The following is a 13,141-nucleotide window of genomic DNA, read 5'->3' as shown; positions in this document are numbered from 1 at the left end:
TTTCCGGCCGGCAACACACGAAGCCAAAGGTCAACGCACTGGGCCATCACCGACTCCCGAAAATGTCCTAAGTCGGGTTACACAGTGGTGTATGTGCTGGCTGTCGTGTTGGTGGCGTTGACGATCCTTCCGGCGTTGTTCTTGCCAAGGAAGGCACACATAGTCAGCGATTAGCCGCCATCACCCGCGGAAACAAGATCTTCGCAATTCGTATCACTTGTCCATCGGGTCGGTCGCTCGCTCTGACTTGATCGTTGATGGCGTCATTGAGCCACAGTGTCTGGCTCATTGTTGGCCATGTTCGCGGCCAACGCTTACGCGTCCCGGACGCCCAACCCCAAATCGATGACGACGCAGCTACCGCTGCGGACCGCCACCGGGATCGCCTTCCTGGCCGTCGCTGCTACGGTGACCGCCGGCGGCAGCTAACAGCCAGGCGTACTGGAATGCGGTTTCTTGCCACGCCTTGTAGCGGCCACTGACTCCGCCGTGTCCGGCGTTCATCTGGGTCTTCAGCAGAATCGGACTGCCGTTGGCGTTGGCGTGCCGCAACGCCGCCACCCACTTGGCGGGCTCCACATAGTAGACCCTGCTGTCGTTCAGCGAAGTCATCGCCAGAATGGCCGGATAGTGCCTGCCCTCGACATTCTCATAGGGCGAATATGACTTCATGTAGGAGTAGACGTCCTTGTCCTGCAACGGGTTTCCCCATTCGTCCCATTCGGTGACGGTCAACGGCAGGGAGGGGTCGAGGATGGTGGTCAGCGGGTCGACGAACGGGACCTGCGCGAGGATGCCGGCGAAGAGCTCCGGCGCCAGGTTCGCGACCGCGCCCATCAGCAGGCCGCCCGCGCTGCCGCCCAATGCCACCAGCTGCTGCGGCCGGGTGACTCCCGTGTCGACCAAGTGCCTTGCCACGGCGACGAAGTCGGTGAACGTGTTCATCTTCTCCAACAGCTTGCCGTGCTCGTACCACGGCCGGCCCATCTCACCGCCACCGCGGATGTGGGCGATGGCGAACACCATGCCGCGGTCCAGCAGCGACAACCGAGCGATGGAGAAGCTGGGGTCGGTGCATATCTCGTAGGCTCCATAGCCGTAAAGCAAGGCCGGCGCGGGGTATTCGATGCCGGCGCGCTGCACGATGGACACCGGGATCCGGGTGCCGTCGTCCGCGAGCGCCCAGTCACGCCGCTCTACGTAGTCGGCGGTGCGGTAGCCACCCAGCACGGGTTGCTCGCGCAGCAAGGTGCGTTCGCCGGTGGCAAAGTCGATGTCGTATACCCGCGCCGGGACGACCAGCGACCCCGCTCTGATCCGCAGCTTGGGCGCATCCCAGCTCGGGTTTCCGGCGAGACCCGCCGACATCAACTCGGAATCGAACGAAATCTCCTCGGGCTCACCGTATTCCCCGTAGGAATCGATGTCCCACACCTGGAGCCGGGGCAACGCCTCCCGTCGGTAGCTGACCACCAGATGGCGGGCGAAAGCATCCACCCCGTCGAGCCGAACATCGTCGCGGTGCGGGATCAGGGTGCGCTGCAGGGTCGGTTCGCTGACCGGCGCCTCGGTCAGCGTGAAGTTCACCGCGTCCTCGTTGTGCAGAATAAGGAACCGGTCCTGCCCGCCGATCACCGCGTGCTCGACCGCGTACTCGACGCCTTCGCGCCGTGGCAGCACGACGGTGAACTGTGCGTGCGGATCAGCGGCGTCGGCGTACCGGAACTCCGAGGTGATGGACGAACCCGATGCGATGAAGACGTAGGCCTCGCTACGGGCGAGCCCTACGCCGAGCCAAAACCGTTCGTCAGCCTCGTGATACACCAACTCCGACGCCTCGCCCGAGCCCACGTGGTAGCGCCAGACCTTGTCGGGGCGGTGGGCCTCGTCCAGGGTCACGTAATACACGGTGCGGTTGTCGGCCGCCCAGGTCGCCCCCGCCCCGATGTCGACGATCTCATCCGGATACAGCTCGCCGGTGCGCAAGTCCTTGAAGCGCAGCGTATAGCGTTCGTCGCCGACGACGTCGACGGAATATGCCAGCAGATCTCCGTCCAGGCTGACAGTGGCGGCGCCGAGCGCGAAGAATTCGTGACCCTGCGCCTCTGCGTTCGAGTCGAGCAGGATCTGCTCACCTGGGATTTCGGTGTCCTCTTCCAGGATCGGCGGATCCCAGTCATCGGGACCGCTCACCGGACAACGGCACTGGACCCGATACTGCTTTCCCTCGAAGGTGCGGGCGTAGTACCACCAGTCGCCCTGCCGGGTCGGCACCGACAGGTCGGTCTCCTTGGTACGCGCCTTGATCTCATCAAAGATCTTCTGCCGCAACGGCTCGAGATCAGCCGTCATCTGATCGACGTAGTCGTTCTCCGCCTCTAGGTAGGCGATGACTTCAGGGTCGGACTTGTCGCGCAGCCATTCGTAGGGATCGATGAAAACATCGCCGTGATGCTCGCGTCGGGTCTCCTGCCGCTTGGCGACGGGCGGCAGGGGCGCACCGGCGTGTGTTTCCGTCATGCGCCGATCCAGTCGCCGAAATTCAAGCCGGAAATGCGTTCGTAGGCATCGATATAGCGGCCCCGAGTGGCGTCGATGATGTGGTCGGGCAGCGGTGGTGGCGATTGTGGGCCGTGGCGGTCCCATCCGGACTCGGGGCTGGTGAGCCAGTTACGGACGAACTGCTTGTCGAAGCTTGTCTGAACCACCCCAACCCGGTACTCCTCAGCCGGCCAGTATCGCGAGGAGTCCGGTGTGAAGATCTCGTCGGCCAGCAGCAGGTTGCCGTCGCGGTCGGTGCCGAACTCAAACTTGGTGTCGGCGATGATGATTCCTCTCGTCAAGGCGTGGTCGGCGGCCTGAACGTAGATCTGCAGCGTGCGGTCGCGCAGCTGGTTGGCGCGAACCGCGCCCACCAACTCGATCACCCTGTCGAACGAGATGTTCTCGTCGTGGTCCCCCAGCGCGGCTTTCGTGGCCGGCGTGAACAGCGGTTCGGAGAACTTGCTGGCCTCGACCAGGCCGGGCGGCAAGGTGATGCCGCAGACCTTTCCCGTGGCCTGATAGTCCAGCAATCCCGAACCGGTGAGGTAACCGCGCGCCACACACTCCACCGGCAGCATGTCCAGCCGCCGCACCACCAACCCGCGCCCCAACACCTCTTCGGGGATGCGTGGATCGTCCGGTGGCCCGGCCAAATGGTTGGGAGCGTCGACCAGACCGAAGAAGAAGACGCTCATCGCGGTCAGGATGCGGCCCTTGTCCGGGATCGTGCTGTCGAGGACGTAGTCGTATGCCGAGATCCGGTCGGTCGCGACCAGCAGCAGATGTTCGTCGTCGACGCGATAGATCTCGCGGACCTTGCCGCTGGCCAGGTGCTGGTAGTCGGACAGTGCGGGACGCATCGGGTCAGCCTATCGGGCACCCGAGTAGGGGCCGTGTGTCGGGAGCTGTGCTGGGATCGAGACTATGACACCGCGGTTTTTGCCCTACTCCACCAGACCCGGCCGGCTGATGGCCCAGCTACTCAGCGACTTCGCCGTCGTCCTGTGGACCGCTATCTGGCTGCTCGTCGGCCTGGCGGTTTACGACGCCGTGTCGACGATCGCCGAGGCCGGTCGGCAGGTCGAGAGCGGCGCGCATGGCATCGCCGGCAATCTGGCTTCGGCCGGCCACGGCGCACAGCACATCCCTTTGGTGGGGGACGCGGTCAGCCAGCCGCTGAACTCCGCCAGTCAGTCCGCGCTGGATCTTGCGGGCGCGGGCCACGACCTGGACTCCACCGCGAGCTGGCTTGCGGTCCTGCTGGCGATGGCCATCGCCGCCGTCCCGATCCTCGTCGCGGACGTGCCGTGGCTTCTCCTGCGGCTGCGGTTCTTTCGACGCAAATTGACGGTGACCGCCCTGGCCGCGACGCCGGCCGGCGAGCAACTCCTTGCCCTGCGGGCGTTGACGAACCGACCTCCGGGAAAACTCGCCGCGGTCAGCACGGATCCGGTCGGTGGGTGGCGCCGGGAGGATCCGGCCACCATCCGGGCCCTGGCCGCGCTCGAATTACGGGCGGCCGGCATCTCGATTCGCGGGCTGTAGCAGCGCGCGGCCGACGAGCAGCAGCCCGGCGACGACCACAACGAGCCACGCCGCCAACGCATCCCAGAAGAAAACCAACGAAACCGTCAGCAACGACCGCTGGCCGATCTCGGCCGCCATGGCGTAGCTGGCGGCGGAATACATGCCCAGCGGGAAGATGAACGCCCACCACACGCCGGAGAAACGCAGCATGCTGGGGCGCCGGCTGATTCGGTGCAGGCCGAAGTAGATCAGCGGAGGTATCCAGAGGGTGGCCGTCACCCACGTCACGACGGTGACCATGCGGACCGGCCCGGCCAGCCAGGCTGGAGCCAGGACATGGATGTTGTCGCCGGCCAGCGTCGCAATCGCCATGCCGCCCATCAGGATCCAGGTGTCCGGCTCGAATCCGTCGCGGTCCTGCCGCTCGTTGACGACTCGCCACAAGATCAGCCAGGTCATCAGCCCGTAGATCAAGATCGCCGCCACCCACACGACCACGGCCACCGCCAGCCACCAGCGATGACCGGTGTGGAAGGCCGCCCGGGCGATCACGATCGCCAACCCGGACGTGCCCACGCTGGCCAGTTCCCACGCCCCGTGGGCATGGTCGCGCAGCGCCGCCCACCTGCGCGCCAACATATTCCGCGCGCTGACCCCGATCAGCACCAGCCAGGAGCACAGCCCCACCGCGCCGAGCACCCGCAGGACCCAGACATTGGACGACAGCCGGGTGTCGATCACCGCGCAGGCCGCGACGAAGGTGAACAACCGAAGGGTGACATCGGGATCAGTCAGGTCCCAGCGCAATGTCCGGCGCCTACCCACGGCCGCCGCAACCACCAAGGCGACCAGGAGAACCAGACCGATGGTGGCGATGACGCCCAGCGTGTCGCTGATCCAGCTGTAGCGGTGGTTGTGCGCGGCGATCGACAGAATTCCGGTTGCCATCACCGCGGCGAAGACGTCCGGTGTCGGCTCGACATCGGACGGTCGGATCGTCACCGCTCCTCGAGGAGTTCCACAACCAGGTGCCGGATGCCGGTATGCCGATTACTGCGAGCCCATTCGACCGGCCGGACAACCCGCACCGACTCAAACCGCGAAAGCAGCTCTTCGTAGAGCACCCGCAGTTCCAGGCGGGCCAGATTGGCGCCCAGGCAGTAGTGGACGCCCTGGCCGAACCCCAAGTGCGGGTTGGGCTTTCGGCTGATATCGAATTCATCGGCGCGCTCGAATAAGCCTGCGTCGCGATTCGCCGAGCCCTCCCAGATCTGGATCTTCTGTCCCGCCTCGATCGACTGCCCGCCGAGCGTGACGTCGCGTGTGGCGGTGCGCCGCTTGGACGGCGAGGGCGACGTCCACCGCACGATCTCCTCGACGGCGGTCGGCAGCGCATCGAGATCCGCACGCAGCGCCCGTAGTTGCTCCGGATGGTTGGCCAGCGCCAGCAGGCCGCCGGCGACCGCGTTGCGCGTCGTTTCCGCGCCGGCGCTGAACAGCAGGCTGAAGAACAGGTAGAGCTCGAGATCCGACAGCGACGGCGCATCCGCATCCTCGACCATCGCGTTGGCCACGACCGACAACATGTCGTCGGTCGGCTCGGCCCGCTTCGACGCGATCAACTGCTGGCCGTAGTCGTACATCCGCGACCCGGCCTCTTCGACCGACAGCTGCGAAAGGGAGGCCTTGCGCGAGCCGCCGAAGTCGAACTGCGGCTCGATGGCTTCGAACAGCCAATGTCGTTCGGACTCGGGCACTCCCAGCAGGATGCAGATCATCTGCATCGGCAGCTCGGCGGCGATATCGACCAGGAAGTCGAACGGTTCGCCGGGCACCACCGCATCCAGCAGCCGGCGGGCGCGGGACCGCAGATCGTCTTCGACCAGCCGGATCATTCGAGGTGTCAGTCCGGAGCTGACGAGTCGCCGGATCTGTGAGTGACGCGGGTCGTCCATCATGTTGAGCACTTGGCCGGCGATGGCCAGGTCCTGCAGCAGCGTGCCGCCGTACGGCCGCCCGCCACCGGTAACCGATGAGTATGTGGTCGGATCCTTCAGCACCTCAAGCGTTTCCGCATACGTGGCGACGGACCAGAAGCCCTCGCCGTCGGGGGTGTTGTCGGTGGGCTCGTGCCAGTACACCGGCGCCTCACGCCGGTGTATGGCGAACAAGTCGTGGGGAAATCCATTGGCGAAGTTGTCGAGATCGGTGAAGTCGATCCCCGCGAGCGCACCGGCGAGGGTCACAGGATCGCACCCGGGGCATACTTGGCGGCGTCCGGGTAGCGACTCACCAACGCGTCGACCATGGCGGCCACCTCGTCCACCTGGTCACCGGCGGCGCCGATGAATGCCTTCTTGTCGGCCAGCGCGGTGTCCAGCGCCGCTCGGTCCAATGGCAGTCGCTCGTCGGCGGCCAGTCGGTCCAGGAGGTCGGGTTCCGCACCGCGTTCCCGCATGGCCAGCGCGGTCGCGACCGCGTGTTCCCGTATCACGTGGTGCGCGGCCTCGCGCCCCATTCCGGCGCGGACCGCGGCGATCAGTACCTTGGTGGTGGCCAGGAACGGCAGGTAGCGATCGAGCTCTCGGGCGATCACCGCGGGGTAGGCGCCGAACTCGTCGAGCACGGTCAAGAAGGTTTCGATCTGCCCGTCGATGGCAAAAAAGCTGTCGGGCAACGCAACCCGGCGCACCACCGAGCAGAATACGTCGCCCTCGTTCCACTGCGCGCCCGCCAGTTCGGCGGCCATCGAGGCATAGCCACGCAGCACCACCTGAAGCCCGTTGACCCGTTCACAACTGCGGGTGTTCATCTTGTGCGGCATCGCCGACGACCCGACCTGGCCCGGCGCGAATCCCTCGGTGACGAGCTCGTGCCCGGCCATCAGCCGGATGGTGTGGGCCATCGACGACGGCCCGGCGCCGAGCTGAACCAGAGCCGAAAGCACGTCGTGGTCGAGCGAACGCGGATACACCTGCCCGACGCTGGTCAAAACGGTTGCGAAACCGAGGAATTGGGTCACTCGGCGCTCGAGTTCGGCCAGCTTGGCCGCGTCGCCGTCCAACAGGTCCAGCATGTCCTGGGCGGTGCCCATCGGGCCTTTGATGCCGCGCAGCGGATAGCGGTCGATCAACTCGCGCAGCCGGGTCAGCGCGATCAGCGTCTCTTGCGCAGCGGAAGCGAACCGCTTGCCCAACGTGGTGGCCTGCGCGGCGACATTGTGGCTGCGTCCGGCCATCACCAGGTCGCGGTAGGCCACCGCCCGCTCGGCCAGCCGCGCCGCCACCGCGATTCCATGGGAGAAGACCAATTCCAGGGACCGCCGGATCTGCAGCTGCTCCACGTTCTCGGTAAGGTCGCGGCTGGTCATCCCCTTGTGCACGTGCTCGTGACCGGCCAGCGCGTTGAACTCTTCGATGCGGGCCTTGACGTCGTGGCGCAGGGCCCGCTCGCGCTCCGCGATCGAGGCCAGATCGACGTCCTCGAGCACCCGCTCGTAGTCGGCGATGGCGTCCTGCGGAACGTCCACCCCGAGCTCCGCCTGTGCCCGCAGCACCGCCAGCCACAGCCGGCGCTCCGCAACGACCTTGGCCTCCGGCGACCAGATCGCGACCATTTCCGCGCTGGCGTACCGGGCGGCCAGGACGTTCGGAATGCTCACAGACATAGAGCTTACGATCGGCCTCCCCCGCTGACCGGCTTGCGGTCACATTGGCGGGCGTCGGCGCCATACCGTAGGCAGGATGTACTTCGCCGGCGTCGATCTGGCCTGGGCCGGGCGCAACCCGACCGGGGTGGCGGTCGTCGACGCCGGAGGCAGCCTTGTGCACGTCGGCGCCGCCGGCGACGACGCCACGGTTCTCGCCACGTTGTCGCCCTACGTGCGGGGGCAGTGCCTGGTCGCCTTCGACGCGCCGCTGGTGGTGACCAACCCGACCGGCCAGCGCCCCGCCGAAGCGGCGCTCAACCGCGACTTTCGCAGGTTCGAAGCCGGGGCGCACCCGGTCAACACCGCAAAACCGGAGTTCGCCGACGGGCCGCGTGCGGCGCGATTGGCGCGGGCGATGGGCCTCGATATGGACCCGCGGTCACCGGCTCCGCGGCGCGCCATCGAGGTCTACCCGCATCCGGCGACCGTGGTGCTGTTCCGCCTGGCGCGAACGCTCAAGTACAAGGCCAAGCCCGGCCGCGGCGTCGAGCAGCTCAAATCCGAGCTGCTGTTGCTGATGGACGGCATCGAGAAGCTCGCGCACGTTGCCGTGCCCTTGCACGTGGCGGGTCATGACGATTGGGTGCGGCTACGCAAGCGCGTAACCACCGCCCAGCGCAAAAGCGAGCTGCGCCGCGCCGAGGATCCGGTCGATGCCGTCGTCTGCGCCTATGTGGCGTTGTACGCGCAGCGCTGCCCGGCGGACGTGACGATTTACGGAGACTTCGCCACCGGGTACATCGTGACGCCTTCGCTGCCCGCCGACCGCACGGGCCGTTGATCAATGGGCGCGAGCACGTCGATCAGATCGACCACCGTCCCCAGCGCCGCCGCGTGCGGATCGCGGCCCTCGACCAACGCGGACACCACGCAACCGTCGACCGCACAGATCAGCGTGCACACCAGCTCGATGTGCACCGTGCGGCCGGATCGCTCGATGGCCTCGGCCACGGCCTCGGCGCGCTGCCGCAGGCTGCGGCGCATGGTCTCGCGCAACGCGGGCAGACGCGTGCATGCGATGTGTCGCTCGTAGCGCGAGATCAACTGGTCGCTGAGTCCCGGGCTGGACACGTCTCCGACAAGCAGGTCGACCAATACCTCGGCGATGGTTTCGGGTCCGCGACGCCGGCGGGAGAGGGCGGCGACCCGTGACCGCAGCTGCGCCACTTCGATCATCGCGATGTGTTCGACGGCGCGCGCGATCAAATCGTCAAGGGACGAGAAGTAATACGTGGTAGACGCCAACGGCAATCCGGCCCGCCGAGCGACGGCGCGGTGACCCACCGCCTCGAAGCCGCCTTCGGCAAGCAGCTCGGCGGCGGCGCTCACGAGCGCGTACCGCCGACGTTCTCCCTTAGGAGTAACTGCTGCCGTCACGAGTAGCCATCGTGCCAGTCAAAGTGGTACTGCATTGCCATTTCGGCCAAACGGCCCGCCGAACCAACATGGCATGATGGCCCGCATGCCCGACTTGAGTCGCCGTGCCCTGCTGGGGCTCGGGGCCAGCGCCGCCGCGGGCGCAGTGGGCACGTATGCGCTCGACATCCTGTTCAAGCCGCGAGCATCTCAAGCCATGCCGCTGTCGCCGGCCGGCACCCAAGCGCCGGTGGCGCCGCCGCCAGTCGCACCTCTCGAGCCGGCTCCCCCGGGTCAGCCCGCGCCCACCATGGTGACGGGTTCCTTCGTCTCGGCGGCGCGTGGCGGGATCAACACCAGCTGGGCCATCGCCCGTCCGCCAGGCCAGACCAAGGCGCTGCGACCGGTGATCGCGCTGCACGGCAAGGGCAGTGACGCATCCACGGTGATGGCCGGCGGCGTCGAACAGGGTCTGGCGCAGGCCGTCAACGCGGGGCTGCCGCCGTTTGCGGTGGTCGCCGTCGACGGCGGCGGCAGCTATTGGCACAAGAGGGCCTCCGGCGAGGACAGCGGGGCCATGGTGCTCGACGAGCTCATTCCGATGCTGAGCAACCAGGACCTGGACACCACGCGGGTGGCTTTCTTGGGCTGGTCGATGGGCGGCTACGGCGCATTGCTGCTCGGCGGTCGGCTGGGTCCGGCGCGCACCGCGGCGATCTGCGCGGTCAGTCCCGCACTGTGGCTCTCCTCCGGCGCGGCTGCGCCTGGTGCATTCGACGGGCCCGACGATTTCGCGGCGAACTCGGTGTTCGGGATGCCGGCGCTGGCATCGATTCCGATTCGGGTGGATTGCGGCGACAGCGATCCGTTTTACGCCGCGACCAAGCAGTTCATCGCGCAACTACCTCATCCCCCCGCGGGCGGTTTCTCACCCGGCGGGCACAACGGAGAGTTCTGGAGTTCGCAGCTGCCGGCCGAGCTGACCTGGATGGCGCCGTTACTGACGGCGTAATCGCGCTTGGCCATCGAGCGTCACGCTAGCGCGGCGGTGGGCATCAAGCGTCACGCCGGCGTTACGCTCGCGAAGGTGACCGCACCTTTCGATTGGGACTTCCGTTACGCCTGGCCGCGAAAGCCCATCCTGGCGGAAAACGTTGTGTGCACGTCACAGCCGCTGGCCGCCCAAGCGGGCCTTCGAATGCTCGCCGAGGGAGGAAGCGCGGTGGACGCGGCCATCGCCACCGCCATCGCCCTCACGGTGGTGGAGCCGGTTTCCAACGGCATCGGATCGGACGCCTTCGCCATCGTGTGGGACGGCCGACAATTGCACGGTTTGAATGCGTCTGGCCGCTCTCCCGCGGCCTGGACACCGGAATACTTCGGCGGCAACGCCGTTCCCGCGGTCGGCTGGAACGCGGTGACCGTGCCCGGTGCGGTGTCGGCATGGGCCGAACTGCACGCCAAGTTCGGCAAGCTCCCGTTCCAGAGGCTCTTCGAGCCCGCGATCCACTACGCCCGCAACGGCTTCCTGGTGTCACCGACCGTCGCGGAGCAATGGGCGGCGCAGGTCTCGCTGTTCGAAAAGCAGCCCGGCTTCGCCGCCGCATTCATGCCCGCTGGCCGAGCACCGAAACCCGGTGAGCAATTTCGTTTTACCGAGCAGGCCGCCACCCTCGAGAAGATCGCGACGACCAACGGCGAGACGTTCTACCGCGGAGAGCTGGCCGCCCAACTCGAGGCGCATGCGCTGGCCAACCACGGCGTGATGCGGGCCGGCGACCTCGCCGCTCACCGCGCCGATTGGGTAGGCACCATCAGCGGCACGTACCGCGGGTACACCGTCCACGAGATTCCGCCCAACGGCCACGGCATCGTCGCCCTGATAGCCCTGGGAATCCTGGAGCACTTCGACATGGCCTCGCTCCCAGTCGATTCCGCCGACAGCGTGCACCTGCAGATCGAAGCGGTGAAGCTGGCCTTCGCCGATGCGCAGGCCTACGTCGCCGACATCGAGCACATGCCGCTGCGCCCGAAAGACCTGCTGGACGGCGAATACTTGAGGCAACGCGCGGCCCTGATCGATCACGCGCGGGCGAAGTCGGCATCGGCGGGCGCACCGAGCGGGGGAACCGTGTATCTGACCGCCGCCGACGCCGCCGGGATGATGGTGTCGATGATCCAGTCGAACTACATGGGATTCGGATCCGGTGTCGTGGTGCCGGGCACCGGGGTATCGCTGCAGAATCGCGGCGCGAATTTCGCTGTGGCCGAGGGTCATCCGAACCGAGTGGGGCCGGCCAAACGCCCGTACCACACGATCATCCCGGGCTTCGTCACGAAAGACGGCGCCCCGGTGATGAGCTTCGGCGTGATGGGCGGAACGATGCAGCCCCAGGGCCACACACAGGTGATGGTGCGCATCGCCGATCACGGGCAGAATCCGCAGGCCGCGTGTGACGGCCCACGGTTTCGGTGGGTGCAGGGCATGCAGGTTGCCTGCGAGAAAGGCTTCCCGGCCGCAACGCTCGACGAGCTCCGCCACCGCGGACATGACCTGATCGCCGTGGACGACTACAACCAGTTCGGCAGCTGCCAGGCGATCTGGCGCCTCGACGGCGGCTACTTTGCGGCGAGCGATCCCCGCCGCGACGGCCAAGCCGCCGGTTTCTAGACGCTGATCTTGCCCTCCGCGGCCAACAGGGCGATGTCGCCTCGAAAGTGACTGCCGGGCAATCGGATCGACCGCATCAGCTCGTATGCCTGTGCCCGCGCGGCTGCGAGATCGGCGCCGGTGCCCACGACCGACAGCACCCGACCGCCCGACGAGACCACCTCGCCGTCGTCGCGCCGCGCCGTGCCGGCGTGCAGCACCCCCTCGGCTTCGGAACCCCCGACCACGTCCCCGACCCGAGGGCGGCCGGGATAGTTCTCCGCCGCCAGCACCACCGCGACGGCCGCTCCTTCGTGCCAGCGCAGCTCGCCGAAGTCGGCCAGTTTGCCGGTACCCGCCGCGTACAGCAGCTGCCCGAGCGGCGATTCCAGCAGCGCCAGCACGGCCTGGGTCTCGGGATCGCCGAACCGGCAGTTGAATTCGACCACAGCCGGCCCGTTGGCGGTGATCGCCAGTCCGACGTACAACAACCCGCAGAACGGGCTGCCACGCTGAACCATTTCGGCCGCAACGGGTTCGACGATATTGCCGACGATGTCCCGGTACACCTCGTCGGGAAGCCACGGAACCGGCGCGTAGGCGCCCATACCGCCGGTGTTGGGCCCGGTATCGGCGTCGCCGACACGCTTGAAGTCCTGCGCCGGCAGCAGCGGCACCACGGTTTTGCCGTCCACGACGCAGAACAGCGACACCTCCGGGCCGTCCAGATACGACTCCAGCAGCACCGGGTGGCCCGCCTCGAGCAGTCCGGCGGCGTGCGCGCGGGCGACGCCGCGATCCGCGGTCACCACCACGCCCTTGCCGGCCGCCAGCCGGTCGTCCTTCACCACCCAGGCCGGGTCGCCCCCCGGAGGCCCGAACCGGTCCAACGCAGCATCCAAATGCGCAGGGCTGTCAACGATTTCGCTGGACGCGGTGCGCACGCCGGCCGCGGCCATGACCTCTTTGGCGAACGCCTTGGACCCTTCGATGCGGGCGGCGTCCTTGCTGGGCCCGAAGCAGACGATGCCGGCAGCTCGCAGGGCGTCGGCCACGCCCAGCACCAGTGGCACCTCGGGACCGATGACCACCAGGTCGGCCCGGACCTCGCGCGCCAGGGCGACGACGTCGGAACCCGAGGTGATGTCGACGTCGTGCTGCTCGGCCACCCGGGCGGTGCCGGCGTTGCCAGGCGCGACGTATAGCCCCGTGACCTGGGGGTCTTTCCGAAGCGCGAGCAGCAGCGCATGTTCTCGGGCACCCGAACCGATCACCAGGACTCGCACGACACGACAGACTAGCCCGGGCAAACGCCGCACGCCTACGGCACCCGCATTCACAGGATTTTTTCGAGC

11 protein-coding genes are annotated in these 13,141 nt (G+C 67.2%); 4 read left to right on the top strand and 7 right to left on the bottom strand.

The window, feature by feature from the left end; translation table 11 throughout:
• Positions 1–357: 357 nt before the first annotated feature.
• Both AWC17_RS27045 and AWC17_RS27040 read right to left on the bottom strand, forming a co-directional pair.
• The gene (locus AWC17_RS27045) at positions 358–2,520 is read right to left on the bottom strand and encodes a S9 family peptidase (protein ID WP_085165497.1); all 2,163 of its coding nucleotides are present in this window, start codon (positions 2,518–2,520) and stop codon (positions 358–360) included.
• Complete coding sequence (locus tag AWC17_RS27040) at positions 2,517–3,404, bottom strand: phosphoribosylaminoimidazolesuccinocarboxamide synthase (RefSeq protein ID WP_085165495.1); 888 nt, start codon at positions 3,402–3,404, stop codon at positions 2,517–2,519. Before AWC17_RS27040 ends, AWC17_RS27045 begins: the two co-directional genes overlap by 4 nt.
• 64 nt (positions 3,405–3,468) lie before the next feature.
• Here AWC17_RS27040 and AWC17_RS27035 point away from each other — a divergent pair, with 64 nt between their 5' ends.
• Positions 3,469–4,089 carry a hypothetical protein gene (locus AWC17_RS27035; protein ID WP_046184089.1) on the top strand — a complete coding sequence of 207 codons (621 nt, stop codon included), beginning with the start codon at positions 3,469–3,471 and terminating at the stop codon, positions 4,087–4,089.
• Here AWC17_RS27035 and AWC17_RS27030 read toward each other — a convergent pair.
• From AWC17_RS27030 to purB, 3 genes are read right to left on the bottom strand one after another with little or no spacing between them, the layout of a single operon-like run.
• Positions 4,054–5,073 carry a tellurite resistance/C4-dicarboxylate transporter family protein gene (locus AWC17_RS27030; RefSeq protein ID WP_047321874.1) on the bottom strand — a complete coding sequence of 340 codons (1,020 nt, stop codon included), beginning with the start codon at positions 5,071–5,073 and terminating at the stop codon, positions 4,054–4,056. The two genes, AWC17_RS27035 and AWC17_RS27030, sit on opposite strands and share 36 nt — an antisense overlap.
• Positions 5,070–6,317, bottom strand: coding sequence for a cytochrome P450 (locus AWC17_RS27025; protein ID WP_046184087.1), 1,248 nt, complete (start codon positions 6,315–6,317; stop codon positions 5,070–5,072). Before AWC17_RS27025 ends, AWC17_RS27030 begins: the two co-directional genes overlap by 4 nt.
• Entirely contained in the window at positions 6,314–7,732 is a 1,419-nt protein-coding gene (purB, locus tag AWC17_RS27020) for an adenylosuccinate lyase (protein WP_085165493.1), read from the bottom strand. Before purB ends, AWC17_RS27025 begins: the two co-directional genes overlap by 4 nt.
• Before the next feature lie 82 nt (positions 7,733–7,814).
• Between purB and AWC17_RS27015 the strand changes: the two genes are divergently transcribed.
• Positions 7,815–8,561, top strand: coding sequence for a DUF429 domain-containing protein (locus tag AWC17_RS27015; protein WP_046184085.1), 747 nt, complete (start codon positions 7,815–7,817; stop codon positions 8,559–8,561).
• On the opposite strand, the gene AWC17_RS27010 is transcribed toward AWC17_RS27015, so the two are convergent.
• Complete coding sequence (locus AWC17_RS27010; RefSeq protein WP_046184084.1) at positions 8,495–9,157, bottom strand: TetR/AcrR family transcriptional regulator; 663 nt, start codon at positions 9,155–9,157, stop codon at positions 8,495–8,497. The two genes, AWC17_RS27015 and AWC17_RS27010, sit on opposite strands and share 67 nt — an antisense overlap.
• A 73-nt stretch (positions 9,158–9,230) precedes the next feature.
• On the opposite strand from AWC17_RS27010, the gene AWC17_RS27005 reads away from it, so the two are divergent.
• Positions 9,231–10,148, top strand: a complete 918-nt coding sequence (locus tag AWC17_RS27005; RefSeq protein ID WP_047321876.1) for an alpha/beta hydrolase-fold protein — start codon at positions 9,231–9,233, stop codon at positions 10,146–10,148.
• Positions 10,149–10,223: 75 nt separating this feature from the next.
• Positions 10,224–11,807, top strand: coding sequence for a gamma-glutamyltransferase family protein (locus tag AWC17_RS27000; protein WP_085165508.1), 1,584 nt, complete (start codon positions 10,224–10,226; stop codon positions 11,805–11,807).
• Here AWC17_RS27000 and purD read toward each other — a convergent pair.
• Entirely contained in the window at positions 11,804–13,072 is a 1,269-nt protein-coding gene (gene purD, locus AWC17_RS26995; RefSeq protein WP_047321877.1) for a phosphoribosylamine--glycine ligase, read from the bottom strand. The two genes, AWC17_RS27000 and purD, sit on opposite strands and share 4 nt — an antisense overlap.
• Between the last annotated feature and the right edge of the window lie 69 nt (positions 13,073–13,141).

Origin of the sequence: Mycobacterium nebraskense (genome assembly GCF_002102255.1) — a bacterium.
GTDB classification, from domain to species: Bacteria; Actinomycetota; Actinomycetes; order Mycobacteriales; family Mycobacteriaceae; genus Mycobacterium; species Mycobacterium nebraskense.
This window is presented reverse-complemented; position numbering and strand designations above follow the sequence as displayed.

What these genes read in the sequence shown, in the direction of transcription:
- AWC17_RS27045 (WP_085165497.1), bottom strand. Translation starts at nt 2,520, where the DNA reads ATGACGGAAACACACGCCGGTGCGCCCCTGCCGCCCGTCGCCAAGCGG.
- AWC17_RS27040 (WP_085165495.1), bottom strand. Translation starts at nt 3,404, where the DNA reads ATGCGTCCCGCACTGTCCGACTACCAGCACCTGGCCAGCGGCAAGGTC.
- AWC17_RS27035 (WP_046184089.1), top strand. Translation starts at nt 3,469, where the DNA reads ATGACACCGCGGTTTTTGCCCTACTCCACCAGACCCGGCCGGCTGATG.
- AWC17_RS27015 (WP_046184085.1), top strand. Translation starts at nt 7,815, where the DNA reads ATGTACTTCGCCGGCGTCGATCTGGCCTGGGCCGGGCGCAACCCGACC.
- AWC17_RS27005 (WP_047321876.1), top strand. Translation starts at nt 9,231, where the DNA reads ATGATGGCCCGCATGCCCGACTTGAGTCGCCGTGCCCTGCTGGGGCTC.